This is a genomic window from Streptomyces turgidiscabies Car8 (assembly GCF_000331005.1).
Taxonomy (GTDB): domain Bacteria; phylum Actinomycetota; class Actinomycetes; order Streptomycetales; family Streptomycetaceae; genus Streptomyces; species Streptomyces turgidiscabies.
Map to the genome: position 1 here is coordinate 1 of NZ_AEJB01000686.1, position 25,984 is coordinate 25,984.

Sequence of the window (25,984 nt, forward strand, 5' to 3'; positions counted from 1 at the left end):
CCCCCTTGTGCAGGATTGTTCAGGACAGTTCCATGATCCGGACGTCCCGGTACGAGACCACATCGGTCGTGCCGTGCACCTGGAGGCCGATGTACCCGGACGCGAACCGCCGTCCGTCCGTGCCCGGGTCGTCCGAGCGCGGAGGGGTGAAGTCCTGGCCGCCGGCGTTGTCGAACTCGTTGATCAGCACGCCGTTGCGGTACACCGAGTAGTGCTGGTCGACCACCCGGATCTCGTAGTCGTTCCAGGTGCCCTTCTGGGTGACGCCGGCGCCGGCGAGTCCCACCCGGTCGAAGCCGTAGACCGAGCCCGTCTTGTACATGTCGCCGTCGGGCCGGTCGAGCACCTGCACCTCGTGCCCGTACTTGATGGCGACCCACTCCGGCCGCGTCTCCTCCGGGTGGCCGTGGACCCACGGGAACCGCACGAACACACCGGCGTTGGCGTTGCCCGTGCCCGGCGCGTCGTCACGCCACTGGAGCTTCAGCGAGTAGTCGCCGTACTTCCGCTCCGGGAACCACAGCATGCCCATCCCCGCGACCGTCGTGCTGCTGGTGATCGACCCGTCGCCGTTCGGTGTGAACGAACCGCCGCCCACCTGCTGCCACTTGGCGAAGGACGCCGCCGTCCCGTCGAGGATCGTGCGGTAGCCCTCGGTCTGGCCCGGCCTGCCGATACCGGACGCGCGGGCCGCCTCCTCGATCGCCGAGTCCTCGCGGTCGTCGACGGCACCGTCCTTGAGCAGCCGGTCCAGAACCGTCCGGACATGCTTGAGGAACAGGGCGTGCGACGTCCACTCCCGCTCGTCCTCGATCAACTCACCTATCCGGCAACGGCTGTTGGTGACCCGGTTGACCACCCCCGAGTCGACCGTGCCGACGATCACCGTCAACCGCTCGTCGTACTCGGGGCAGTTGGGCGCCGGAACCCCGCCGCCCGCCACGACCGTGAGGCTCACCGAGCGTGCGTCGCTGCTGTTGCCCGCCTTGTCACTCGCCCGGTAGGCCAGGGTGTGCGCCCCCGCTCGGTCGACGACCACCGGCGCGGTGTACGCCAGATAGGGTCCGCCGTCGAGCGAGTACTCGACCGTGGCGACACCCGAACCGCCGTGATCCGTCGCGCTGACGGTCACCCTGGCGCTGTTGACATAGGCGCCGTTCGCGTTCCGGGTGCCCTCGACGCTCACCCCGGTCACGGGCGGAACGGTGTCCTCGGCGGGCTGAGCCACCACGGTGAACGCGACGCTCTTCTCCGGGGAGACGTTGCCCGCCTTGTCGGTGGCGCGGTACCGGACACTGTGACTGCCGACCTGGTGGACCATCACCGGCCCGCTGTACGGCTGCCAACTCCCGCTGTTCACCGCGTACTCGACTGTGTTGACCCCGGACCCGGTGTCCGACGCGGAGACGGTGACCGTCGCCATGTCGAGATACGCCCCGGCCGGGTTCTGCTCACCGCTCACCGTCGCCGAGGTCTCCGGCGGCGCGGTGTCGTCCGTCGGCGGTGGGACCACCGTGAACGTGACGCTCTTCTCGGCGGCCGCGTTGCCCGCCTTGTCGAACGCCCGGTAGCGCACCGAATGACTGCCGACCTGGTCGATCACGACCGGTGCGGTGTACGGCTGCCAGGCGCCGTCCGTGCCGACCGCGTACTCGACCCGGTCGACACCGGAACCCTCGTCACTCGCGCCGATCGCCACGCTCGCCGAACCGACGTACGCACCTTGCGAGTTCTGCGCACCGGTGACGGTCGCCGAGGTCTCCGGGGCCGTCGTGTCGGCGCCGCCGCCCTCCGCGACCACGAGGATGCCCTGCATCTGGCCATGGCCCGGAATCGTGCAGTAGTAGCGGTAGCGGCCGGGGGCGAGCGTGACCTCGGCGGTGTGCCGGCCGCCCTGGTCGTCGTTCGGGTTGGCGAGGATGTTGAGCGGGACGTCGTTGTTGTACTCCGGGTCGGAGACGTCGAACGTCAACGTGTGCGGCATTCCCATGGTGTTGCCGGTCGCCGCACTGTTCTCGAAGACGATCGTCGTCGTACCCGCCACCGCGGTGGCCGGTACGGAGGCGTACTTGGTGATGTCGTCACCCGCCGTCCAGGTGAGCACCTGAGCAGCGGCGGCGGCCGGCGCGGCGGCGGGCTCCGCGGCGGTGCGCGCCCCTGCCGCCGATGTCAGCCCGAGGACCATGAACAGGGACGCCAACAGGGCCGTCCAGAGCTGCCTGCGTCTGCGCACTACTCCGCTCCCCTCGCGAGGTCGCCGGCCGCGGGCGTGGGGCCGCCGCCGGTGTAAGTGATCCGCCACAAAGCCGACTTGGCGTCCGAGGTGAAGAAGCCCCGGCCGTAGTCGAGGACGTAGAGCGCGCCGTCGGGGCCGAACTTCCAGTCCATGAGGTTCTTGATGCCGTCGTTGCCGACCGGCACGATCTTCTTCAACGACTCGGAGTGGACGGGCAGTCCGCCGTCGCCCTGGGTCTTCGGGTCGGTGAGCACCGCGTTGCGCGGCTGGTCGGCGTCGTAGAAGTCGCCGACGAACCACTTGCCGTCCCAGTAGGCCGGCCACTTGGTGGTGCTCGCGCTCGCCGCGTCGTAGCGGTACACCGGCCCGTTCATCGCGGCCTGGCCGCCGCCCTTCAGCCACGGCAGCAGATACGTGCTCTCGGCCTGCTTGTAGGAGGGGACACCGTTCGCGTCGCGCGGGAAGTCGGGGGCGCCGCCCTGGGGCGAGTACCAGATGTTGTTGCCGGTGACGGGCGGCAGGTTGACGAGTCCGTCGTTGTTCGGTGACTCGTTCTTCGGGTGGTCGCAGTCGTACCAGCCCAGCGGCTTCGTCGGATCGGGCAGATTGCGGTCCCGATAGGGCTGCTTGTTGCCCATGCAGTACGGCCAACCGCGGTTGCCCGCGCGGGTGATGGTGGCGAACGTGTCGTACTTCGCCGGGCCCCAGGTCGTCGAGGGCGCACTCGCGTCCGGACCGACCCAGCCCGCGTAAAGGGTGTCGGTCGCCTTGTCGACGGAGATACGGGCCGGGTTCCTGACCCCCATCACATAGATCTCGCCGCGCGTCTTTCCGCCGCCCTCGTCGGTCTCCCGGCCGGTGAAGAGGTTGCCCGCGGGAAGTGTGTACGTTCCGTCGGACTCCGGATGGATGCGCAGGATCTTGCCGTTGAGGTTGTTGGTGTTGCCGGCGGTGCGCCGCGCGTCCGCGAACGAGACGCCCTTGTAGGCGGGTTGGGGGTTGTTGCCGGAGTAACCGTCGCTGAACTGGCTGGAGTTGTTGTCACCGGTCGCGATGTACAGGTTGCCCTTGGAGTCCCAGGCCATCCCGCCGCCCGCATGGCAGCAACTGTGGATCTGCACCGGCCACTTGAGCAGCACCTTCTCGCTGTTCAGGTCGAGCCGGTTCGTCGCGAGGTCGAGCGTGAAGCGCGAGACGTACCGCTCGGCCATCCTCGTGTCGCGGTTGATCCGCGAGTGGGGCGTGTAGTGGAGATACACCCAGCCGTTGCGCTCGAAGGACGGATCCAGCTCGATGCCGAGCAGCCCCTCCTCGACCTTGATCAGCTCGTCTCCGCCGCCCTTGTTGCCGAAGACGGTCAACTCGCCTGCCAGAGTGACCTTTTTGGTCCTCGGGTCGTAGACGTGGATCTGCCCCGTGCCCTTGCCGACGGCCGGGTTGTTCCAGTCCGTGACCACCGGCTGGGAGGAGTCGGCGCCGCCCCGCCCGATGTAGAACACCCGCCCGTCGGGCGCGGTCACCAGCCCGTGCGGCTCACCGATCTGGTCGCTCCGCCCCGGCTGGTTGGGCACGGTCAGCCGCTCCGCCTTGTAACTGGCGTTGATGGTGGCCATGCAGTCGGCCTGCGCCAGCCGGGTCGTCCACAGCAGTGCCCCGCGCAGATGCCCGCGGAAGTCCACCTCGTCGTACGACGACACCGTGCCGCCCATGCCGGTGTAGAAGGAACGTCCGCCGTCGTAGTCACGGCACCAACTCACCGGGTGGTCCCAGCCGTTGGCGCTCGCACCGGGTTTGTACGTCGACTCGCGCACCCGGGCCACGGTGTGCACGTCACCGGAGGGGTTCTTCACCCAGTTCAGCCACTGGTCCGGCCGCTTCCACTGGACGGGCAGTTCCCTGGTGGCCGGATGCCGCCGGTCGCCGACCTCGACGGTGGCCCGCTGGACGGTTGTCGGGCTGGTGGCCGCCGGCCGGGCGCCCACCAGGCCGGTGAACCAGTCGGAGTACGGTTCCGCCCGGGCCGCGTTATGGATGCCGACGAAACCGCCGCCGGCCTCCATGTACGTCTCCAGCCCGGCCTCCTGCTCCGGGTCGAGGACGTCCCCGCCCCCCGTCAGGAAGACGATGGCGTTGAAGGTTCCGAGCCGGGGCCCGTCCGTGAACACGGAGGCGTCGTCCGTCGCCTCGACGTCGAAGCGCTGTTCCGCCGGGCCGGACAGCCCGATCCGCTCGATCGCCTCGATCCCGGCGTTGACGACCGGCGACTCGTCCCCGGCCGCCGCCGAACCGTGGAAGACGAGGACGCGTACCCCGCTGCCACCGGGCGGCGATGTGACGGACATCGTTGTCGCGGAGGGTTCGGGTGCCGGCCGGGCGCTCGCGGCGGGCCCCGACAGCAGCCCGGCGGTGACGACCGACGCGGCGACCGTGGCCGCCCAGGCCCGTCTCCGTCCGCTCCCGTTCCTTCCTCCGCTCCTCGCGCTCAACTCCCGTGAACGCCTGGATTCCTGATGCGATGTGAACCGCACGTGGCCACCCACCCCTCCTCGGTCACAGCAAACGCAAAGGAAGTTAGACCCCTTTGGGCGGCCCGCCAAGAGGTATGACCGGGATGGGACGAACTTTGTCCTGGGTGTGGATAAACGGTCTCCATGCCGCTACCGTCACACCCGTTCCTCTCGTTCCCGCTGCGCATCTTCCGTACCAGACTGGGGAGTTCGGCATGGACAGGCGTGACTTCAACCGGCGGGTGCTGCTGGGAGGCGCGGCCGTCGCGACATCGTTGTCCGTGGCGCCGGAGGCCGGTGGTGCGACCGCCGCTACCGCCGCACCCGCGAGGACCGCGCCGGCCGGCGGCGAGGTGCGACACCTCCAGCTGTACGCCGAGCGACTCCCCGACGGGCAGATGGGCTACGGCTTCGCGAAGGGTACGGCCTCGGTCCCCGGCCCGCTGATCGAGCTGAACGAGGGCGACACGGCGCACATCACCCTGGAGAACACGACGGACGTGGCCGTGAGCCTGCACGTCCACGGCCTGGACTACGAGATCTCCAGCGACGGCACGAAACTGAGCCGCAGCGACGTCGAACCCGGCGGAACCCGCACCTACACCTGGCGCACCCACGCCCCGGGCCGCCGCACGGACGGCACCTGGCGGGCGGGCAGCGCCGGTTATTGGCACTACCACGACCATGTCGTCGGCACCGAACACGGCACCGGCGGCATCCGCAAGGGCCTCTACGGCTCGGTGATCGTCCGACGCAAGGGGGACATCCTCCCGGACACCACGTACACGATCGTCTTCAACGACATGACGATCAACAACCGGCCCGGCCACCAGAGCCCGAACTTCGAGGCCACGGTGGGTGATCGCGTCGAGTTCGTGATGATCACCCACGGCGAGTACTACCACACCTTCCATATGCACGGTCACCGCTGGGCGGACAACCGCACCGGCCTGCTCACCGGCCCCGACGACCCGAGCCAGGTCCTCGACAACAAGATCGTGGGCCCGGCGGACTCCTTCGGTTTCCAGGTGATCGCGGGGGAGGGGGTCGGTGCGGGCGCGTGGATGTACCACTGCCATGTGCAGAGCCACTCGGACATGGGAATGGCGGGTCTCTTCCTGGTGCGCAGGGCGGACGGGACGATTCCGGGCTACGAGCCTCATGGGGCGAGCGGGACAGGAGAGGCGCGGTCGTCGCACGAGCACTGACGGGATCGGAGAGCGCTCTCATCCGGTGCCGGGCCGGGACTATCCTGATCGGCAACCGCCGGATGAGGAGCCCCGAAGTGACCGAGACCGCGTCGCGTCCCACCCTGGAGGCCGTGGCCGCGAGGGCCGGAGTCTCCCGGGCCACCGCGTCACGCGTCGTGAACGGCGGGGACGGTGTGCGCGAACCCCTCGTCGAACGGGTCAGACAGGCCGTGGAGGAACTCGGGTACGTGCCCAACCAGGCGGCCCGCTCCCTGGTGACGAGACGGCACGACGCCATCGCCGTCGTCATCGCCGAACCGGAGACCCGGGTCTTCGCAGACCCCTTCTTCGCTCTCCAGCTCCGGGGAATCAGCAAGGAGTTGACCGCCCACGACTCCCAACTCGTGCTGCTGCTCACCGAAGGCCGCGACGACCACACCCGGGTCGGCCGGTATCTCGCCGGCGGGCATGTCGACGGCGCCCTCGTCTTCTCCCTGCACCTCGACGACCCGCTGCCCGAACTGGTCCGGGGCGCGGGCGTGCCCACCGTGTTCGGCGGCCGGCCCGGCTGGAGCGACGGCACCCGCGACGCCGTGTACGTCGACAGCGACAACCGGGGCGGTGCCCGGACCGCCGTACGGCACCTCGTCGGCCTCGGGCGGACCCGGATCGCGCACATCACGGGCGCCCTCGACCAGACCTCGGCGGCGGACCGCCTCGACGGGTTCCGGGACGTCGTGCCCGACGCCGACCCACGGCTGATCGCCGAAGGCGACTTCACACCGGCGGGCGGGGAACGGGCGATGCGCCAACTCCTGGACCGGTGCCCGGACCTGGACGCCGTGTTCGCCGCCAACGACCTCACCGCCTCGGGCGCCCTGCGTGTCCTGCGCGAACGCGGACGGCGCGTGCCCGAGGACGTCGCCGTCGTCGGCTTCGACGACATGCTGCCGATCGCCGAACAGACCGACCCGCCGCTCACCACGGTCCGCCAGGACATCGAGGAGATGGGCAGGCTCATGGCCCGCCTACTGCTGCGCGACTTCGGCCCCTCGCGCCGGGCCGCCCCGACGGACGCGCCGCCCGGCCTGGTCCTGCCGACGACCCTGATCCGCCGCGCCTCGGCGTAGCGCTCCGCAGGGCGGCCGGTTCGCGTTCGGGGCTGTCGCGAGTGTCGTGGTCCGAGAGGGCTGGTTGCGTGGCCCTCTGCGCGCCCGCGAGGGGCTTGGCCCCTGGCGTCCTCGCGGGGGTGCTCTCCTCAGTTGTCATGGGTGTCGCGAGCTGAAGAGGGCTGGTCGCGTGGTCCGAGAGGGCTGGTTGCGTGGCTCTCTGCGCGCCCGCGAGGGGCTCGGCCCCTGGCGTCCTCGCGGGGGTGCTCTCCTCAGTTGTCATGGGTGTCGCGAGCTGAAGAGGGCTGGTCGCGCGGTCTGAGAGGGCTGGTTGCGTGGCCCTCTGCGCGCCCGCGAGGGGCTCGGCCCCTGGCGTCCTCGCGGGGGTGCTCTCCTCAGTTGTCATGGGTGTCGCGAGCTGAACAGGGCTGGCCACGTGGTCCGAGAGGGCTGGTTGCGTGGCCCTCTGCGTCCCCGCGAGGGGCTCGGCCCCTGGCGTCCTCGCGGGGGTGCTCTCCTCGGTTGTCACGGTGTCGCGAGCCGAAGAGGGATGGCGCGCGGCCTGAGAGGGCTGGTCGCGCGGCCCCTGCGCCCCCGTAAGGGCTGGACCCCCGCGCCTGTGCGGGGACACCCCCCTCACGTCTGTGCCGACGCGCTCCTGATCACCGCGAACCGCGCCCCGTACGGGTCCGTCAGTCTGGCGACGCGGCCGACGCCCTCGATGTCCGTGGCCGGCATCCGGACCTGCCCGCCGTGTGCCTGGGCCGTCGCCACCGTCGCGTCGGTGTCGGCGACCTCGAAGTACGGCAGCCAGTACGGCGTGGTCTCGATGCCCGTCGGGTCCTCGTCCACGTCGACGACGCCGCCGAACATCCCGTCGTCCCCGGTATCCGCCGGATTCACGCACGTGTACGAGCCGCCCGGGAACGGCACCGCCGAGGTCTCCAGGCCCAGCACGGTGGCGTAGAACGCGGCGACCTTGGGCACGTCCGTCGTGTAGAGCTCCACCCAGCACAGGGAACCGGGGTCGCCGGCCACCTCGAGACCCTTGATCCGGCCGGGCTGCCAGAGGCCGAAGACGGCGCCGGTGGTGTCGGTGAGGATGGCCATCCGGCCCGCGTCCATGACGTCCATGGGCGGCGCCGGTGTGCCGCCCCCGGCCTGCTCGGCAGCCTTGGCGGTGGCGTCGGCGTCCGGGGTCTGGAAGGACACCGTCCAGGACGGTGGGCCCTGTTCCTCGGCCATCTGCATGCCGCCCGCGGCGGTCCGCCCGTCCATCTGGAAGAAGCCGTACCCGCCGGCCTCGGGGCCCGCCGACCGGAAGTCCCAGCCGAAGAGCGCCCGGTAGAAGGTGGTGGCGCCCTCGATGTCGGGGGTGCCGAGATCGATCCAGTTCGGAGCGCCGGTCACGAAACGGGTGGTGAGCATCATTGCCCTCCTTCGTGGGCCCCGCCCGCTGCGAGGGACCCGTTGCCTGCTCTGCCGAGTCTCGCACCGCCCACTGACAATCGCTGCCGTAGCGCTTCCGCGGGCCGCCGGGTGCCGGCGTTCCGCGCGCCGCCGTGCGCTCGTACCTCCGGCGGGAGCATCATCGGGCGAACCGGCGGGACACCCCGGGCCGCTCGCCGGGCGGCTCCGACGGCCGTCGTTGTTGACCGGCGTTGATCGGACGTTGAGCGAACGTTTTTCGCAGTCCGGCACGCTCTCACGCATGTACTACGAGACGATCACCCCGATGGACAGCGCCTGGCAGGCGCAGGCCCTGTGTGCGCAGACCGGGGCCGACTTCTTCTTCCCCGAGCCGGGCAGCTCGGTCCGTGAGGCGAAGCGCATCTGCGGGATGTGCGAGATGCGCCCCGCCTGCCTGGAGTACGCACTCAGCAACGACGAACGCTTCGGCGTCTGGGGCGGCCTCTCCGAGAAGGAGCGGCTCCACCTCCGCCGCGCCTCGCACACCACCCTCTGACGTCCGGCGCGAGGGGCCGACAACACCGCGCCGCCACCCCGGGGCCGGCGTTCGGGACGCGGCGCAGGCCGGGGTGACGGCGTACGAGTGGGACGAGCCAGTGGTGTTCCGGGGGCCGGTCAGCCGGCGGCGCGGGCCGCCATACGGGCCTTGCGGGCCGCGAGCTTCACGTCGAACTTGGAGGCTTCCGCGTCCAGGCCGCCCATGAACATGCCCAGTTCCTCCTGAGCCTGCAGGCCCTCGGGACCGAGGTCGCCCATGTCCATGACCTTCAGGTGGCGCAGGACGGGCTGGAGCACGTCGTCGTGGTGGATGCGCATGTTGTAGACCTCGCCGATCGCCATCTGCGCGGCGGCCCGCTCGAAGCCGGGCATGCCGTGACCGGGCATCCGGAAGTTGACGATCACGTCCCGTACCGCCTGCATGGTCAGGTCGGGCGCGAGTTCGAAGGCGGCCTTCAGCAGGTTGCGGTAGAAGACCATGTGCAGGTTCTCGTCGGTCGCGATGCGGGCCAGCATGCGGTCGCACACGGGGTCGCCGGACTGGTGGCCGGTGTTGCGGTGCGAGACGCGGGTGGCCAGCTCCTGGAAGGCGACGTACGCCACCGAGTGCAGCATCGAGTGCCGGTTGTCCGACTCGAAGCCCTCGGCCATGTGCTGCATACGGAACGCTTCGAGCTTGTCCGGGTCGACCGCGCGGGAGGCGAGCAGGTAGTCGCGCATCACGATGCCGTGGCGGCCCTCCTCGGCCGTCCAGCGGTGCACCCAGGTGCCCCAGGCGCCGTCGCGGCCGAACAGGCTGGCGATCTCGTGGTGGTAGCTGGGGAGGTTGTCCTCGGTGAGAAGGTTGACGACCAGGGCGATCCGGCCCAGCTCGGTGACCTTGGACTGCTCCTTGTCCCAGGCCTCGCCGTCCTCGAAGATGCCGGGGAAGTTGCGGGCGTCGCTCCACGGCACGTACTCGTGCGGCATCCAGTCCTTGGCGACCTTCAGGTGACGGTTGAGCTCCGTCTCGACCACTTCCTCCAGGGCGTACAGCAGCCGAGCGTCGGTCCATTCGCTGGACGGGCTGCCGAGGTGCGGAGAAGTGATCGTCATGAATGCTCCAGAATGACGTGCGAGCGGGTGCGCGGACTGCAGGGGACTCGACCTACGGCATCGTAGGCTACGTTCCCGTAGGTTACGCCACCGTAGGTTAAGAGCGTTGTAAACATCCCTGATCAGCGGGTTCAAGCCAGGGTGCGGCGTGCCGCCCGGACCCGCAGGTCAAGGGCTGAACGAGTATCTCCGTCACCTGTCAGGCGTACAGCTCCCGCAACCGCACCGAGAGGCATGTCACACAGCCTTCGAGCTTCTCGAACTCGCTGATGTCGACGAGCACCGGCTCGTGCCCCAGACCGGCGAGCAACTCGGCCGTCTTCGGCGCGCTCGCCGCCATCAGCAGCTTCCCGCCGTCCAGCAGGACCACGTGCGCCCCGGACTCCTCCGGCACCGGCAGGAAGCGCGGGAAGAGGGTCGGGGTGTCCACCAGGGGCGCGTACCCGATGACGGTCCCGTCGGGCAGCGCGGTGACCGCCGACTTCAGGTGCAGCACCTTGCTCACCGGCACGGCGACGACCCGGGCACCGAGCGGTTCGAACACGGCTCTGAGCTGCTGCACCCCGGCGGCGTTGGTCCGCCCGCCCCGGCCGACGTAGAGGGTGTCGCCGACCTTGAGGACGTCACCACCCTCCAGGGTGCCCGGCTCCCAGACCCAGTTCACCGAGCAGCCGAGGCGGGCCACCGCCTCCTCGACACCGCCGGTCTCACCGCGCCGGGACTCGGCGCCGGGCCGCGCGATCAGCGCGACGTTCCGGTAGACCACAACCGCGTCCTCGACGAACACCGAGTCCGGGCAGTCGTCCTCCGGATCCACCTCGACGGTCTCCCAGCCGTGCGCGCGCAACGCCTCCGCGTACGCCTCCCACTGCCGGTCGGCGAGGTCGGCGTCGATCTCCTCACGCTCGATGTGCGTGACGAGACCCTCGGCCAGGCGCGGGCTGGGGCGGCGTATGAGGGCCTTCTTGCTGGGCACGAGGCGAACTCCGTATCGGAAGGGGGCGTCCGCGCACATCATGCAGGGCGGGCCTGTGCGGACAAAAGCCCCGGAGGTCATTCCGGTGGCCGTACCCCCGTGTCGATCAGCCCACCTCCTCCGGATCGATCTCCCTCAGCTCCCCGTCCAGCAGCAGCCACCGGGTGATCCCGATCGACTCCAGGAACGGCAGGTCGTGGCTGGCCACGATCAGTGCGCCCTCGTACGAGTCCAGAGCCGTCGTGAGCTGTCGCGCGCTCGCCATGTCCAGGTTGTTGGTCGGCTCGTCCAGCATCAGGAGCTGCGGCGCGGGCTCCGCCAGCATCAGGGCAGCCAGGGCGGCGCGGAACCGCTCGCCGCCCGACAGGGTCGCCGCCCGCTGGTCGGCGCGGGCACCCCGGAACAGGAAGCGGGCCAGCCGGGCGCGGACCCGGTTGTTGGTGGCGCCCGGGGCGAACCGGGCCACGTTCTGAGCGACGGTCAGGTCGTCGTCGAGCACATCGAGCCGCTGCGGCAGAAAACGCGGCGGTACGTGCGCCTGCGCCTCCCCGGAGACCGGGGCCAGCTCCCCGGCGATCGTCCGCAGCAGGGTCGTCTTCCCCGCCCCGTTGCGCCCGATCAGCGCGACCCGCTCGGGCCCGCGCAGATCGAAGGAGCCGACGCTCGCTCCGTACGCCAACTCCAGGTCCAGGAGCGTGAGTACGTTACGGCCCGGCGGCACCGCCGTGTACGGCAGGTCGACGCGGATCTCGTCGTCGTCCCGTACGGCGTCCACCGCCTCGTCCAGCCGCTCCTTCGCGCCGGCGAGCCGTTCCTCGTGCAGGATGCGGTGCTTGCCCGCCGACTCCTGGGCGGACCGTTTGCGCGCCCCCATGACGATCTTCGGCTCACGCTTCTGCTCGAACATCTTCTGCCCGTACTTCTTGCGGCGGGCCAACTTGACCTGGGCGTCGGCCAGTTCGCGTTTCTGCTTCTTCAGGTCGGCCTCGGCGACGCGCACCATGCGTGTCGCCGCCTCCTGTTCGGTGGCCAGCGCCTCCTCGTACGCCGAGAAGTTGCCGCCGTACCAGGTGACCTCTCCGGAGCGCAGGTCGGCGATCTGGTCGACCAGGTCCAGGAGTTCGCGGTCGTGGCTGACCACGATCATCACTCCGGGCCAGGACGAGACGGCCGTGTACAGGCGCCGTCGTGCGTACAGGTCGAGGTTGTTGGTCGGTTCGTCCAGCAGGAGCACGTCCGGACGGTCGAGGAGCAGCGCGGCCAGCCTCAGGAGGACAGCCTCGCCGCCCGAGACCTCGCCGACCGTGCGGTCCAGATCGATGTGGCCGAGCCCGAGTTCGCCGAGCGTGACCAGGGCGCGTTCTTCCACGTCCCAGTCGTCGCCGATCGTCTCGAAGTGCTCCTCGCCCACGTCACCCGTCTCGATGGCGTGCAGCGCCGCCCGCTGCGCGGAGATGCCGAGGACGTCCTCGACGCGCAGCGTGGTGTCGAGGGTGACGGACTGCGGGAGGTAGCCGACGTCGCCCGCGACGCGGACGGTGCCGTCGGCGGGCCGGAGCTGTCCGGCGATCAGCTTCAGCAGGGTTGATTTTCCTGATCCGTTGACACCGACGAGCCCGGTGCGGCCGGGACCCACGGCGACGTCGAGAGCGTCGAAGACGGCGGTGCCGTCGGGCCAGGCGAAGGACAGGGAGGTGACGGCGACGGAAGTGGTGGCTGACATGTGGCCTCGCGGTTGCTTGATTCGGTGGGGGCAAACGCGTGTCGAGACACCGACGGGCGGCGGGGAATCCTGGAGGCACGGACAAGGCCCTGTTCCGGAGGGAGGAACGGACGGCTCGCACACCGAGGTCGCACGCTGCGCGGACACACCACTGGAGGGTGTGCGGCGCGGTGTCTCAGGACCTCAGTAGAGCAACGTCCTTCTCCATTCGACGGCAACAGGACCGCTGCAAGCGTAGGAAGAGGCGTTTCGGGCTGTCAAAGCATTTAAAGCGGGGCTGCCACCGCCGCGGCGGCGGGAACACCTCTCACGGGACCTCTCACAGGGCGTCGCGCATCAGCTCCGCGAGGTCGCGGTCCAGGTCGGTCTGGAGGTGCTCCAGGCCGACGGGCACCAGCTCGGTGGTCGACGCCAGGAAGCGCCGCAGCTCGCCCGAGCGGACATGCACGACCGCGGTGCCCTCGGGGGCGTGGAACTCCAGGACCGTGCGGTCGTAGCCGTAGGGCCGCACCCGCACGTCGCCGTGGCCCTGCGGCTCCGTCAAACCGTCGGCGAGGAGCTCGCGGGCGAAGGTCCAGCAGACCTCCACGCCCTCCAGCGTGGCCGGCGCGGGGAAGGTCATCCGGACCGCGAACGGGTCGCTCCGGTCGTAGGTGAGCGTTGCGGGAATGCTCGTCACCCGCGGTGCGGCGGCGACGAGACGGGCCTGTACGAGCTGCTCGATGACGGTGAACAACGCCTTGCTCCCTTGTGACGGTTGGCCGGACTCCTGGATGGAACGGTCCGCACACTGAGAGAGACGCTGGAATGAGCCAATCAGTGCACCTGAATTTCTAGTGACCTCTGTCACCGAGTTCATTCACTGCTACCTTCGCCCGCCATGAGGATCATGGGGATGCAGCGACAGAACAGGCGTACGAGTCGGATGCGGCGGGCGATGGTGACAGGGGCCTACGGGGCCGCACTCGCCGCCGTCGCCGCCGGACTGGCGGCCCCCGCCCAGGCCGCACAGACCTACGAGGGGTCGGGCCCCGGACACCGGGCGCCGCACTGGGCGGCGAAGGACAGCGGCACCACGGACGTCCGCTTCCGCGGACTGGCCGCCGTCAGCCGGGGCACCGCCTGGCTCGCCGGTACCCAGGGCACCGTCCTGCGCACCACCGACGGGGGCAGGAGCTGGCGAAACGTCTCTCCGCCGGGCGCGGCCGAGCTCCAGTTCCGGGACATCGAGGCGTTCGACGCGCGGCGCGCCGTGGTCCTGGCCATCGGAGAAGGCGAGGACTCCCGCGTCTACCGCACCGACGACGGAGGCGGCACCTGGACCGAGTCCTTCCGCAACACCGACGCCAGGGCCTTCTACGACTGCCTCACCTTCTTCGACAGCCGCCACGGACTGGCGATGAGCGACCCGGTGGACGGCAGGTTCCGCATCCTCTCCACCGGCGACGGCGGACGCTCCTGGACCGTGCTGCCGAGCGACGGCATGCCGGCCGCGCTGGAGGGCGAGGCGGGCTTCGCGGCGAGCGGGCAGTGCCTGGTGAGCTCGGGGCCGCGTGACGTGTGGCTGGCCACCGGCGGGGGTGCACGCGCGCGTGTGCTGCACTCCGCCGACCGCGGGCTCACCTGGACGGCCTCCGACGCACCGATACCTGCGGGCGACCCGGCCCGCGGTGTCTTCGCGCTCGCCTTCCGCGACCGCACGCACGGACTCGCGGTCGGCGGTGACTACCGCGCCGACCAGACCTCACCGCGCGCGGGAGCGGTCACCACGGACGGCGGCCGCACCTGGACGGCGGCCGCCACCTCCCCGCCCGCCTACCGCTCCGGCGTCGCCTGGCTCCCGTACAGCCGCACGGCGGCGCTCGCGGTCGGCCCCACGGGCACCGACCTCACCACGGACGCGGGGCGCACCTGGAAGACCGTCGACACGGGCTCGTACGACACCGTGGACTGCGCGCCCGACCTCGGCTGCTGGGCCGCCGGTGAGAAGGGGCGGGTGGCACGGCTCGAATCGTGAGGCGCGGGTACCCGTTCACCGACACGAGCCCGAGAGGACAGCGCGAGCGAAGGAAGTGAACGGCCATGCCACGTGGTGCGAGCCCGAAGCGGGAACGTCAGTACGAGCACATCAAGGACAGCGCGCTGGACCGTGGCGAGAGCGAGAAGCGCGCCGAGGAGATCGCCGCGCGGACCGTCAACAAGGAACGCGCCCGCTCCGGCGAGTCGAAGACCGCCAGCCGTACGTCAACCCAGGACATGTCGGCCGGCAAGCGCGGCGGGCAGCGCTCGCACAAGGGCGCCCAGGGACCGACGTACGACCAGCTCTACCAGGAGGCCAGGAAGCGCAACGTCCAGGGCCGCTCGGACATGAACAAGGCGCAGCTGAAGAAGGCCCTCGGCGACAACTGAGGACAGGGGACCTGCGGCGGGGGGCCGGCCGACGGGCCCGTACGCTCGTCGTCACCATGGCGATCACGACGACCGTACCCATTCCGGCGGACTGGCCCGCGACCGAGGAGCGGGCCCGAGCGGTCCAGGACGAGCTACGGCTGCGGGTGGTCCTGGACGAGCCGGGCCCGCCGCCCGGAACCGGACACGTCACGGGCGTCGACGTGGCCTACGACGACGAGCGCGACCTGGTCGTGGCCGCCGCGGTCGTTCTCGACGCGGCGAGCCTGGACGTCGTCGCCGAGGCCACGGCCGCCGGGCACGTCCCGTTCCCCTACGTGCCCGGCCTGCTCGCGTTCCGGGAGATCCCGGCGGTCCTGGCCGCCCTGGAGGCGCTTCCCGTCCCACCCGGCATCGTCGTCTGCGACGGCTACGGGGTGGCCCACCCCCGCCGCTTCGGCCTCGCCAGCCACCTGGGCGTCCTCACCCGGCTCCCCACGATCGGCGTCGCGAAGAACCCCTTCGCGTTCACGTACGAGGAGCCGGGCGGCCGGCGCGGATCGGCGTCCCCGCTCCTGGCGGGCACGGAGGAGGTGGGCCGCGCCCTGCGCACCCGGGACGCGGTCAAACCGGTGTTCGTCTCGGTCGGCCACCGCGTCTCCCTCGACACGGCCTGCGCCCACACCCTCGCGCTCACCCCGGAGTACCGCCTCCCGGAGACGACCCGCCGGGCGGACGCCCTGTGCAGACGCGCCCTGAAGGAAGCGACCGACTGAGTGATCATCTGAGTACCTGATCTGAGTACTTGTACGGATGTCGGCAGGCCGGAGCTGTCGGCAGGCTGTGCCCATGACCACGCACCGAGCACCGAAGCCCGTCGCCAGCCCCGCCCAGCCCGTCGAGCGCGCCGTCACGGCGGCGCTGGTCGTCGCCGTCCTGGTGGGACTCGCCTGGATCGGCGGCATGATCTACACGGTCACGGGCTGGGCCCAGTAAGCCTCCGGAAGCCCGCCCGCGGCCCGGCCGGTCACCTGCTGGCCGCGACCCGGAACGTGATCCCAGCCTTGCGCAGGCGTTCGATCAGCGCGTCACCCATCGCCACGGCGGTGGTGACCTGCCCGGACGTCGCCGGGAGGTCGTCGAAGGCCAGGGAGAGCGCCGACTCGGCGAACATCTTCGCCGTCTCGTCGTAGCCGGGGTCGCCGCCCGCGACCTCCGTGAACACCCGCTGTCCACCGCCCTCGCCCACGAACCGCACCGAGAACCAGCTCTTCGCCCGGCGCTCCGCGCTCGGTCCGTCCCCCGGCTGCAGCCGCCCGGACAGCCAGCGCCGCGCGGGCGGCGCCTGGGCCGCCGCGAACACCGCGCCGGCGAAGGCGACCCCGCCCACCGCGAACGGCAGCCGTCGGACCGCCGCGTAGTGGCGGTACCGGAAATCGGGGCCGTAGCGTTCCAGCGCGCGTGCCGAACGCACCACGACCTGCGGGTCGATGGTGGGCAGCGGCAGCGCCCAGGCGCCGACCTCCCCGGCGAACCGGGGCGGGCCCGCGGGGGCGGTCGCCCGGCGGCCCAGCAGTCGCGGCTCATGGCGCCGTCGGTCGCGTGCGGCGGCCAGCATCCGGGGCCCCCGGGAGAACTGGTTGAGAGCCGAGGCGAACGTGCCGCCCGAGAACATCGCGTCGGAGCGCACGAACCCGTCCACCGTCAGGGGCACCCCCTCGGGCAGCTGCGCGACCGTGAAGTACGCGCCCAGATCGTGCGGGATCGAGTCGAAGCCGCAGGCGTGGACCAGCCGCGCGCCGGTCTCCCGCGCGCGTGTGTCGTGCCGGACGTACATCAGGTCGACGAACTCGGGCTCACCGCTGAGGTCGAGGTAGTCGGTGCCGGCGTCCGCGCAGGCGGCGACGAGCTCCTCGCCGTACGTCAGATAGGGGCCCACCGTCGTGGCCAGCACGCGCGCGTGCCCCGCGAGGGCGCGCAGCGAGTCCGGATCGGACACGTCCGCCCGCAACACCCCGATCTCGGCTGCCCCGCCCGTGCCCGCGAGGCGCTCGCGCAGCCGCTCCAGCTTGTCCGCGCTGCGGCCGGCGACCGCCCAGCGCAGACCCTCGGGCGCGTGCGCGGCGAGGTATTCGGCGGTGAGTGCGCCGACGAAGCCCGTGGCTCCGAACAGCACGATGTCGTACGGACGTTCCACCCTGCTCGACCTGCTCATGACACCCCTCATCGCGCGTCCCGCGCCGTTGTCGGTGGTCGAGGCTAGCGTGAGGGGGAGTGGAGTCCCGCAGCCGGGCGGTGTCCGGATCGGGGTGCTTGGCCAAGCGCTTGCTTAATCTGTGCCCGGCAAAGCCTTGTGCGGAGTCGAACGCGTTTCTAGCATCGCGAGTGTCACATCGGTTCGGTCACGGGAGCGGGGGCGCGATGTCAGTGGCGGGGACGGCGGGAAGCGGTCCGCTCACCGGAGTGCGCGTGGTCGAGCTGGCGGGCATCGGGCCCGGACCGTTCGCCGCGATGCTCCTCGCCGACCTGGGCGCCGACGTGGTCCGGGTGGACCGCCCGGGCGGCACAGGACTCGCCGTCGACCCCGAGTACGACGTGACCAACCGCAACAAACGGTCGGTGATCGTCGACCTGAAGGCAGCCGACGGCCCCTCCCGCGTCCTCGACCTGGCCGCCCGTGCCGACATCCTGGTCGAGGGCTACCGTCCAGGCGTCGCCGAGCGCCTCGGCATCGGCCCCGAGCCCTGTCACGCCCGCAACCCGAGGCTCGTCTACGGCCGGATGACCGGCTGGGGCCAGGAAGGGCCGCTCGCCCGCCGCTCCGGGCACGACATCGCCTACCTCGCCCCGACCGGCGTCCTCGGCATGATCGGCAACCCACAGGAACCGCCGCCCGTACCGGCCAACCTCCTCGGCGACTTCGCGGGAGGCTCCCTCTACCTCGTCGTCGGCGTGCTCGCCGCCCTCCACCACGCGCGCGCGACGGGTACCGGCCAGGTCGTGGACGCCGCGATCGTCGACGGCGCGGCCCACCTCGCCACGATGATCCACGGCATGCTCGCGGCGGGCGGCTGGCAGGACCGGCGCGGCGCCAACCTCCTCGACGGAGGCTGCCCGTACTACGGGACGTACGAGACCGCCGACGGCCGCTACATGGCGGTCGGCGCGCTCGAACCGCAGTTCTATAAGGAGTTCCTTGACCTGCTCGGCCTCCCGGAGCACGCTGCCGCCCGCAAGGACATCACCCGCTGGAACGACCTGCGCGAGGCCGTCACCGCCCGCTTCGCCACCCGTACGAGGGACGAGTGGACGGCCGTCTTCGAGGGCTCCGACGCCTGCGTGGCGCCCGTCCTCTCCCTGCGGGAGGCTCCGCACCACCCGCACCTGGCCGCCCGCGGCACCTTCACCGACCACGGCGGCATCACCCAGCCCGCCCCCGCGCCCCGTTTCTCCGTCAGCCACACGTCGATCCGCGGCGGCCCGGCGCGGCCCGGCGCCGACACGGCGGACGTGGCGCGCGACTGGGACGTGCCCCGACTCCTGCAGGATGGCGGCTGACCTCGGTCGACGCCCGCTCGCCCACCCTCCCCGAAAGGCCCACCAGTGAGCACCGAAGCGTACGTGTACGACGCGATCCGCACCCCGCGCGGACGCGGCAAGGCGAACGGAGCCCTGCACGGCACCAAGCCCGTCGATCTCGTCGTCGGCCTCATCCACGAGATCAGGAACCGCTTCCCCGACCTCGACCCGGCCGCGATCGACGACGTCGTGCTCGGCGTCGTCGGACCGGTCGGCGACCAGGGTTCCGACATCGCGCGGGTCGCCGCGGTCGTCGCCGGGCTGCCCGACACCGTGGCCGGCGTCCAGGAGAACCGCTTCTGTGCGTCGGGCCTGGAGGCCGTCAACATGGCCGCCGCCAAGGTGCGTTCGGGCTGGGAGGACCTCGTCCTCGCGGGGGGCGTCGAATCGATGTCACGGGTGCCGATGGCCTCGGACGGCGGCGCCTGGTTCAACGACCCGATGACCAACCTCGCCGTCAACTTCGTGCCGCAGGGCATCGGCGCCGACCTCATCGCCACCATCGAGGGCTTCTCACGGCGCGACGTCGACGAGTACGCGGCCCTGTCCCAGGAGCGCGCCGCGACGGCGACGAAGGAGGGCCGCTTCGAACGGTCCCTCGTCCCGGTGAAGGACCGCAACGGCCTCGTCGTCCTCGACCACGACGAGCACCTGCGCCCCGGCACCACCGCCGACTCCCTGGCGCGGCTCAAGCCGTCGTTCGCGGACATCGGCGACCTGGGCGGCTTCGACGCCGTGGCGCTCCAGACGTACCACTGGGTCGAGAAGATCGACCACGTCCACCACGCGGGCAACTCGTCCGGCATCGTGGACGGTGCCTCGCTGGTCGCCATCGGCTCGAAGGAGGTCGGCGAGCGCTACGGGCTGCGTCCGCGCGCGCGGATCGTCTGCGCCGCGGTCTCCGGCTCCGAGCCCACCATCATGCTCACCGGTCCGGCGCCCGCCACCCGCAAGGCCCTCGCCAAGGCCGGGCTGACCATCGACGACATCGACCTCGTCGAGATCAACGAGGCGTTCGCAGCCGTGGTCCTGCGCTTCGCACGGGACATGGGCCTGTCCCTCGACAAGATCAACGTCAACGGCGGCGCCATCGCGCTGGGCCACCCGCTGGGCGCCACCGGCGCGATGATCCTCGGCACGCTCGTCGACGAACTGGAGCGCCAGGACAAGCGGTACGGCCTCGCCACGCTGTGCGTGGGCGGCGGAATGGGCATCGCGACGATCGTCGAGCGGCTCTGACCTCCCGGCGACTTCCCGGCGACTTTTCGGCGGAATCAGCCGGGTCGGCCGAACCCGGCCAGTCGTTCACGGCCCCGGCTCCGGCGGCACCACGAGACTTCTGAGCTTCTACGGAGATCCCCGTCATGACACAGAGCACCACCATCCGCTGGGAACAGGACCGCACCGGTCTCGTCACCCTCGTCCTCGACGACCCGGCCCAGTCCGCGAACACCATGAACCAGGCGTTCCGCGACTCCCTCGCGGTGGTCACCGACCGCCTGGAGGCCGAGAAGGACACCATCCGCGGCATCATCATCACCTCCGCCAAGAAGACGTTCTTCGCGGGCGGCGACCTGCGCGACCTGATCCGGGTCACCCCCGAAACGGCCCAGGAACTGTTCGAGGGCGGCCTCGCCATCAAGCGCGACCTGCGCCGCATCGAGACCCTGGGCAAACCGGTGGTCGCGGCGATGAACGGCGCGGCCCTGGGCGGCGGTTACGAGCTCGCGCTGGCCTGTCACCACCGGGTCGCGCTCGACACACCGGGTACGAAGATCGGCTGCCCCGAGGTCACCCTCGGCCTGCTCCCCGGAGGTGGCGGAATCGTCCGTACGGTACGCATGCTGGGCATCGCCGACGCGCTGCTCAAGGTGCTCCTCCAGGGCACCCAGTACAGTCCCCAGCGCGCCTTGAAGAACGGCCTGATCGACGAAGTGGCCGCCACCCAGGCCGAGTTGATGGCCAAGGCCGTCGCCTTCATCGACGCCAACCCCGAGTCACAGCAGCCCTGGGACAAACCGGGCTACCGCATCCCGGGCGGCACCCCGGCCAGCCCCAGGTTCGCGGCGAACCTGCCCGCCTTCCCCGCCAACCTGCGCAAGCAGACGAACGGCGCGCCCTACCCCGCCCCGCGCGCCATCCTCGCGGCGGCCGTCGAGGGCGCCCAGGTCGACTTCGAGACCGCGCAGGTCATCGAGGCCCGCTACTTCGTGGAACTGGCCGCCGGGCAGACGTCGAAGAACATGATCCAGGCGTTCTTCTTCGACCTCCAGGCCGTCAACTCGGGCGCCAACCGCCCCAAGGGCGTCGAGCCGCGCCCGGTCCGCAAGGTGGCCGTCCTCGGCGCGGGGATGATGGGCGCGGGCATCGCGTACTCGTGCGCCCGCGCGGGCATCGACGTCGTCCTCAAGGACGTGTCGGCCGAAGCGGCGGCCCGGGGGAAGAACTACTCCGAGAAACTGTGTGCGAAGGCTGTCTCCAGGGGGCGTACGACCCAGGAGAAGGCGGACGAGCTGCTTGCCCGCATCACTCCGACCGCGGATCCGCAGGACGTGGCCGGCTGCGACGCGGTCATCGAGGCGGTCTTCGAGGACCCGGCCCTGAAGCACAAGGTGTTCCAGGAGATCCAGCACCTCGTCGAACCGGACGCCCTGCTGTGCTCCAACACCTCGACGCTGCCCATCTCCGCCCTCGCCGAAGGCGTCGAACGCCAGGCCGACTTCGTCGGACTGCACTTCTTCTCGCCGGTCGACAAGATGCCGCTCGTCGAGATCATCAAGGGCGAGCGGACGGGGGACGAGGCGCTGGCACGGGCCTTCGACCTGGTCCGCCAGATCAGGAAGACCCCGATCGTCGTCAACGACTCGCGCGGCTTCTTCACCTCACGGGTGATCGGGCACTTCATCAACGAGGGCGTGGCGATGGTCGGCGAGGGCATCGAGCCCGCGTCGATCGAACAGGCGGCGGCGCAGGCCGGCTACCCGGCGAAGGTGCTGTCCCTGATGGACGAACTGACGCTGACGCTGCCCCGCAAGATCCGGGCGGAGTCCAGGCGGGCGGTGGAGGAGGTCGGCGGTACGTGGACGACGCACCCCGCGGAGGCGGTGATCGACCGCATGGTGGACGAGTTCGGCCGCACCGGGCGGAGCGGCGGCGGGGGCTTCTACGAGTACGGGGAGGACGGCCGGCGGACCGGGCTGTGGCCGGGACTGCGGGAGCACTTCGGGCGTCAGGGCGCGGAAGGCGCGGAGGGCACGCGGATCCCCTTCAAGGACATGCAGGAACGCATGCTGTTCTCGGAGGCGCTGGACACGGTGAGGCTGCTGGAGGAGGGCGTGCTGACGTCGGTCGCCGACGCCAACATCGGCTCCATCTTCGGTATCGGATTCCCCGGGTGGACAGGCGGTGTCCTGCAGTACGTCAACGGCTACGAGGGCGGCCTGCCGGGCTTCGTGGCACGGGCACGTGAGCTGGCCGACCGGTACGGGGAGCGGTTCGCACCGCCGGCGCTGCTGCTGGAGAAGGCGGAGAAGGGGGAGGGGTTCGGGGACGGCTAGGGTTCCGCCCCCGCCGCCCCCGTCCTGGGGGCGGCGCCCCCAGACCCCCGCTACGGCCCTGAACGGGCCTCGTCCTCAAGCTCCCCCAGAGGGGGGACCCCCAGACGGGCTGAAGATGCCCGCCGGCGCTTGAGGGGTGCCGTGAGCGGCTGAGTGAGTAGCTCAACGTCGCCCCCACCCCACAGGCACTTCTCAGCCACCTCACGGTCGTTTCACACCCTCCTGCCCCTCAGCTGCCCTCTTCTGTACGGGAGTTGACCGAGGTACCGTCCGGCGCATGCCGATACGCACGCGCCTCAAGGCCTGGAGAACCCTCGCCACGGCGGCCACCGTCGCCCTCACGGCCGCCCTGCTCACCCCGGCCGTCGCCCACAGCACCCCACGTGAGCCACGGGAGAGCAGACCCGTCTACTCCTACGACAACGCGATCCGCGAGGCCGTCTGGGTGGACACCGGACTCGACGGTGACAGCGACGGGAAGACCGACCGGGTGGCCGTCGACATCGTTCGGCCGCGCGAACCCGCCGCGCAGGGCCGCAAGATACCCGTGATCATGGACGCCAGCCCCTACTACTCCTGCTGCGGACGCGGCAACGAGAGCCAGCGCAAGACGTACGACGCGAGGGGCAACGTCGTCCAGATGCCGCTGTTCTACGACAACTACTTCGTGCCGCGCGGCTACGCCTTCGTCGGTGTGGACCTGGCCGGTACCAACCGCTCCGACGGCTGCGTCGACGTCGGCGGACGCTCCGACGTCCAGTCCGCGGAGGCCGTCGTCGACTGGCTGAACGGCCGCGCCAGGGGCTACACGAGCCGCACCGGCACCGACCGGGCCAAGGCGACCTGGACCAACGGCAGGACGGGCATGATCGGCAAGTCCTACGACGGCACGATCGCCAACGGCGTCGCCGCCACCGGGGTCAAGGGTCTGAAGACGATCGTCCCGATCAGCGCCATCTCCTCCTGGTACGACTACTACTTCGCCCAGGGTGCCCCGCTCTACGACTCCGGCCCCGAATGGCTGTCGGACTACGTCGAGAGCCCAGCCGCCCGCGCCAAGTGCGCCGCCGTGCAGCAGAAGATCGTCGACGGAGCCCCTCGCACCGGCGACCGGACCTCGTTCTGGACGGAGCGGGACTACGCGAAGGACGCCCGGAAGGTCAGGGCCAGCGTCTTCGTCATCCACGGCCAGCAGGACCTCAACGTCCGCCCCAAGCACTTCGGCCAGTGGTGGGACGCCCTCGCGAAGCACGGCGTCGAGCGCAAGATCTGGCTCTCCCAGACCGGCCACGTCGACCCCTTCGACTTCCGCCGCGCCGCCTGGGCCGACACCCTGCACCGCTGGTTCGACCACGAACTCCTCGGCTACGACAACGGCATCGACGACGAGCCCATGGCCGACATCGAACGCCACCCCGACCAGTGGGTCACCTCGGCCACCTGGCCGCCCCGCTCCACGCACACAGTGAGCCTGCGCCCCGGCACCGGCGCACAGCCCGGCGTCGGCACCCTGGGGCTGCGCAAGCACTCCGGCACGGAGAAGTTCACCGACGACCCGAGCCTGAGCGAGACCGACTGGTCCGCGCGGATCGACAGCCCGACACCCGGCAAGGCCGGTTTCATCACCAAGCCCCTCACCAAGAACCTGCGCGTGTCCGGCTCGTCCACGGTGACCGTCACGGCAACCCCGAGCACCTCGACGGCCCACCTCACCGCCGTCCTGGTCGACCTCGGCCCCGACACCATCCGCGACTACGCCGACGGCGCCGAGGGCATCACCACGCTCACCGACCGCACCTGCTGGGGCCCTGGCACCACCGGCGACAGCTCCTGCTTCCGCTCGACGCAGGCGAAGACGACAGCCGTCGACTACACGATCTTCAGCCGGGGCTGGGCCGACCTGGGCAACCACGCCTCCGCCACCAAGGGCGTCCCGCTCACCCCGGGCAAGCCCTACACGATCACCCTCGCCCTGCACGCGAGCGACCACGTGATCCCGGCGGGCCACCGCCTCGCCCTGATCGTCGCGGGGACCGACAAGGACCTCATCGACCCCCCGTCGACCACCCCGACCCTGACGCTCGACCTGTCCCGTACGACGGCCAGGGTCCCGCTCGTCGGCGGTGCCGGCGCGTTCGCGCGGGCCACGGCGGGCGCCGTCGCGGCCACCCCGGGCCCGTTCCTCCTCGACGGTGTCCGTGACCCGCGCGGCGCCCACCGCATACCGGGGGCCGTATGAAACCGCGCCTGACCGCGGTGCTGGCCGCCGCCCTCGCCGCGCCTCTGCTGTCAGCCCCCGCCTACGCGGCCGAGGGCCGAAGCGGGCCTCCGCGCACGGGATTCGAGCAGACGAACGGCGCCCGCTGGACCAGTCAGCCCGAGGAGCAGGACTTCCTCGCCGCCGTCGACCGGGGGAGCGCCCGCGTGACGCTCACCCGCGTCGGCACCACCGAGCAGAACCGCCCGTTGCAACTCGTACGCATAGGGGAACGCCCCACCACCCGCACCGTGCTGCTCATCTGCAGCCAGCACGGTGACGAGCCGTCCGGCCGCGAGGCGTGTCTCACGACAATCCGCGATCTCGCCTACGCGAAGGACGCGCGGACGAAGGCGTTCCTGTCCCGCACGACGCTGCTCGTCGTCCCCACCGCCAACCCCGACGGGCGGGCCGCCGACACCCGGGGCAACAGCGACGGCGTCGACATCAACCGCGACCATCTGGCCCTGCGGACGGCGGAAGCGCGCGCCATGGCGGCGATCCTCCGCGACCGCAAGCCGGACGTGGTCTACGACCTGCACGAGTACGGGGCCACACCCCTGTACTACGACAAGGATCTGTTCGACCTCTGGCCGCGCAACCTCAACACCGACGCGGCCGTGCACGACGAGGCACAGACGCTGTCGCAGTCGTACGTACGTCCGGCCGCCCGGAGCGCCGGGTTCACGACCGGCACGTACGGCATCTGGACCGACCCCGTCACCGGCGACCCGATCAAGCAGGTCGCCGGGGACGGCCAGGAGCGCATCCTGCGGAACATGTCCGGGGTGAAGCACTCGGTCGGGCTGCTGATCGAGAGCCGGGTCGAGCCGGCGGCGGAAGGAACCCCGGAGCCGGACAACAACCGGCGCCGGGTGAACTCCCAACTCGCCGCGCTGAAGGGGCTGTTCAGCTTCGCCGGGGAGCGGGGCCGACAGCTCGACGCGGCCGCCGGCGCCGCGCGGCTGGCCGGGTACCGGGACACCGGGCCGGTCTACCTCGGCGGCGCGGACAACGACCCCGCCGAACCCGCCGAGGTGATCGCGAACCCGGCATGCGGCTACCGGCTCACGGGCGACCAGTACACGGAGGTGGCCGACGAACTGGCGTTGCACGGAGTGCGGGTACGGCGCGACATCCACGGGGCCGGGGCCTACGTTCCCCTGCGCCAGTCGCTGCGCGCCCTCGTACCGCTGCTGCTCGACGAGCGGGCGCCGTACCACCTGGCGGCGGGGGAGGCGGTCAAGGACTGCTGAACGGGCGGGCCGACCGGGGCCGCCCTGTCGGTCGGGCGGTCGTGATCGGCGCCGCGTGCGCCCCGCGCCCCGTCAGGGGCGCGGGGAACCGCGCCACCAGCCCCCACCCGCCCGCGGCAGATGAACCGCCCGACCGGCGCAGC

General features: G+C 71.0%; 21 protein-coding genes. 13 read left to right on the forward strand and 8 right to left on the reverse strand.

What is annotated here, in order from left to right; all coding sequences use genetic code 11:
- Positions 1-19 precede the first annotated feature (19 nt).
- Positions 20-2,185 carry an OmpL47-type beta-barrel domain-containing protein gene (locus STRTUCAR8_RS47525; protein ID WP_044474143.1) on the reverse strand — a complete coding sequence of 722 codons (2,166 nt, stop codon included), beginning with the start codon at positions 2,183-2,185 and terminating at the stop codon, positions 20-22.
- A 47-nt stretch (positions 2,186-2,232) separates the two neighbouring features.
- Positions 2,233-4,578: a ThuA domain-containing protein gene (locus STRTUCAR8_RS47530; protein ID WP_234372646.1), complete on the reverse strand. Its 2,346-nt coding sequence runs from the start codon at positions 4,576-4,578 to the stop codon at positions 2,233-2,235.
- On the opposite strand from STRTUCAR8_RS47530, the gene STRTUCAR8_RS55015 reads away from it, so the two are divergent.
- The 3 genes from STRTUCAR8_RS55015 to STRTUCAR8_RS47540 all read left to right on the forward strand — a co-directional run bounded on the left by STRTUCAR8_RS55015 (position 4,568) and on the right by STRTUCAR8_RS47540 (position 7,063).
- Positions 4,568-4,747 carry a hypothetical protein gene (locus STRTUCAR8_RS55015; protein ID WP_234372645.1) on the forward strand — a complete coding sequence of 60 codons (180 nt, stop codon included), beginning with the start codon at positions 4,568-4,570 and terminating at the stop codon, positions 4,745-4,747. The two genes, STRTUCAR8_RS47530 and STRTUCAR8_RS55015, sit on opposite strands and share 11 nt — an antisense overlap.
- A gap of 211 nt (positions 4,748-4,958) precedes the next feature.
- Positions 4,959-5,951, forward strand: coding sequence for a multicopper oxidase domain-containing protein (locus STRTUCAR8_RS47535; RefSeq protein ID WP_006383734.1), 993 nt, complete (start codon positions 4,959-4,961; stop codon positions 5,949-5,951).
- Positions 5,952-6,028: 77 nt separating this feature from the next.
- The gene (locus STRTUCAR8_RS47540) at positions 6,029-7,063 is read left to right on the forward strand and encodes a LacI family DNA-binding transcriptional regulator (RefSeq protein WP_006383704.1); all 1,035 of its coding nucleotides are present in this window, start codon (positions 6,029-6,031) and stop codon (positions 7,061-7,063) included.
- A gap of 615 nt (positions 7,064-7,678) precedes the next feature.
- On the opposite strand, the gene STRTUCAR8_RS47545 is transcribed toward STRTUCAR8_RS47540, so the two are convergent.
- A complete protein-coding gene (locus STRTUCAR8_RS47545) occupies positions 7,679-8,470 on the reverse strand; it encodes a VOC family protein (protein WP_044474144.1) in 792 nt (263 codons plus the stop codon).
- A gap of 283 nt (positions 8,471-8,753) precedes the next feature.
- Here STRTUCAR8_RS47545 and STRTUCAR8_RS47550 point away from each other — a divergent pair, with 283 nt between their 5' ends.
- The gene (locus tag STRTUCAR8_RS47550; RefSeq protein ID WP_006383735.1) at positions 8,754-9,008 is read left to right on the forward strand and encodes a WhiB family transcriptional regulator; all 255 of its coding nucleotides are present in this window, start codon (positions 8,754-8,756) and stop codon (positions 9,006-9,008) included.
- A gap of 119 nt (positions 9,009-9,127) precedes the next feature.
- On the opposite strand, the gene STRTUCAR8_RS47555 is transcribed toward STRTUCAR8_RS47550, so the two are convergent.
- The 4 genes from STRTUCAR8_RS47555 to ssgD form a co-directional block, all read right to left on the reverse strand.
- Entirely contained in the window at positions 9,128-10,105 is a 978-nt protein-coding gene (locus STRTUCAR8_RS47555) for an acyl-ACP desaturase (protein WP_006383726.1), read from the reverse strand.
- Between the two features lie 199 nt (positions 10,106-10,304).
- Positions 10,305-11,081 (reverse strand): dimethylargininase, encoded by a 777-nt coding sequence (ddaH, locus tag STRTUCAR8_RS47560; RefSeq protein WP_006383724.1) that lies wholly within the window; start codon positions 11,079-11,081, stop codon positions 10,305-10,307.
- A 106-nt stretch (positions 11,082-11,187) separates the two neighbouring features.
- Positions 11,188-12,804, reverse strand: coding sequence for an ABC-F family ATP-binding cassette domain-containing protein (locus STRTUCAR8_RS47565; protein WP_006383733.1), 1,617 nt, complete (start codon positions 12,802-12,804; stop codon positions 11,188-11,190).
- A gap of 319 nt (positions 12,805-13,123) precedes the next feature.
- Positions 13,124-13,540, reverse strand: coding sequence for a spore wall synthesis regulator SsgD (ssgD, locus tag STRTUCAR8_RS47570; RefSeq protein ID WP_006383713.1), 417 nt, complete (start codon positions 13,538-13,540; stop codon positions 13,124-13,126).
- 201 nt (positions 13,541-13,741) lie between these two features.
- Between ssgD and STRTUCAR8_RS47575 the strand changes: the two genes are divergently transcribed.
- From STRTUCAR8_RS47575 to mmpA, 4 genes are all read left to right on the forward strand, one after another.
- Positions 13,742-14,821 (forward strand): WD40/YVTN/BNR-like repeat-containing protein, encoded by a 1,080-nt coding sequence (locus STRTUCAR8_RS47575; protein WP_044474145.1) that lies wholly within the window; start codon positions 13,742-13,744, stop codon positions 14,819-14,821.
- A gap of 65 nt (positions 14,822-14,886) precedes the next feature.
- The gene (locus STRTUCAR8_RS47580) at positions 14,887-15,213 is read left to right on the forward strand and encodes a hypothetical protein (RefSeq protein WP_006383715.1); all 327 of its coding nucleotides are present in this window, start codon (positions 14,887-14,889) and stop codon (positions 15,211-15,213) included.
- Between the two features lie 56 nt (positions 15,214-15,269).
- Positions 15,270-15,968, forward strand: coding sequence for an endonuclease V (locus tag STRTUCAR8_RS47585; RefSeq protein WP_006383739.1), 699 nt, complete (start codon positions 15,270-15,272; stop codon positions 15,966-15,968).
- A 73-nt stretch (positions 15,969-16,041) separates the two neighbouring features.
- Positions 16,042-16,188 carry a morphogenic membrane protein MmpA gene (mmpA, locus tag STRTUCAR8_RS53675; RefSeq protein WP_086025892.1) on the forward strand — a complete coding sequence of 49 codons (147 nt, stop codon included), beginning with the start codon at positions 16,042-16,044 and terminating at the stop codon, positions 16,186-16,188.
- 31 nt (positions 16,189-16,219) lie between these two features.
- Here mmpA and STRTUCAR8_RS47595 read toward each other — a convergent pair whose 3' ends face one another.
- Positions 16,220-17,407: a saccharopine dehydrogenase family protein gene (locus tag STRTUCAR8_RS47595; RefSeq protein ID WP_006383710.1), complete on the reverse strand. Its 1,188-nt coding sequence runs from the start codon at positions 17,405-17,407 to the stop codon at positions 16,220-16,222.
- Positions 17,408-17,613: 206 nt separating this feature from the next.
- Between STRTUCAR8_RS47595 and STRTUCAR8_RS47600 the strand changes: the two genes are divergently transcribed.
- The 5 genes from STRTUCAR8_RS47600 to STRTUCAR8_RS47620 all read left to right on the forward strand — a co-directional run bounded on the left by STRTUCAR8_RS47600 (position 17,614) and on the right by STRTUCAR8_RS47620 (position 25,841).
- Positions 17,614-18,750: a CaiB/BaiF CoA transferase family protein gene (locus STRTUCAR8_RS47600; RefSeq protein ID WP_006383728.1), complete on the forward strand. Its 1,137-nt coding sequence runs from the start codon at positions 17,614-17,616 to the stop codon at positions 18,748-18,750.
- A gap of 45 nt (positions 18,751-18,795) precedes the next feature.
- Positions 18,796-20,010: an acetyl-CoA C-acetyltransferase gene (locus tag STRTUCAR8_RS47605; RefSeq protein ID WP_006383721.1), complete on the forward strand. Its 1,215-nt coding sequence runs from the start codon at positions 18,796-18,798 to the stop codon at positions 20,008-20,010.
- Between the two features lie 125 nt (positions 20,011-20,135).
- On the forward strand, positions 20,136-22,328 hold the full coding sequence (locus tag STRTUCAR8_RS47610) for a 3-hydroxyacyl-CoA dehydrogenase NAD-binding domain-containing protein (protein ID WP_006383731.1): 2,193 nt from the start codon (positions 20,136-20,138) through the stop codon (positions 22,326-22,328).
- 277 nt (positions 22,329-22,605) lie between these two features.
- Positions 22,606-24,567, forward strand: coding sequence for a Xaa-Pro dipeptidyl-peptidase (locus tag STRTUCAR8_RS47615; RefSeq protein WP_006383738.1), 1,962 nt, complete (start codon positions 22,606-22,608; stop codon positions 24,565-24,567).
- On the forward strand, positions 24,564-25,841 hold the full coding sequence (locus STRTUCAR8_RS47620; RefSeq protein WP_044474139.1) for a M14 family metallopeptidase: 1,278 nt from the start codon (positions 24,564-24,566) through the stop codon (positions 25,839-25,841). The genes STRTUCAR8_RS47615 and STRTUCAR8_RS47620 overlap by 4 nt, the downstream gene beginning before the upstream one ends.
- Positions 25,842-25,984: the final 143 nt, after the last annotated feature.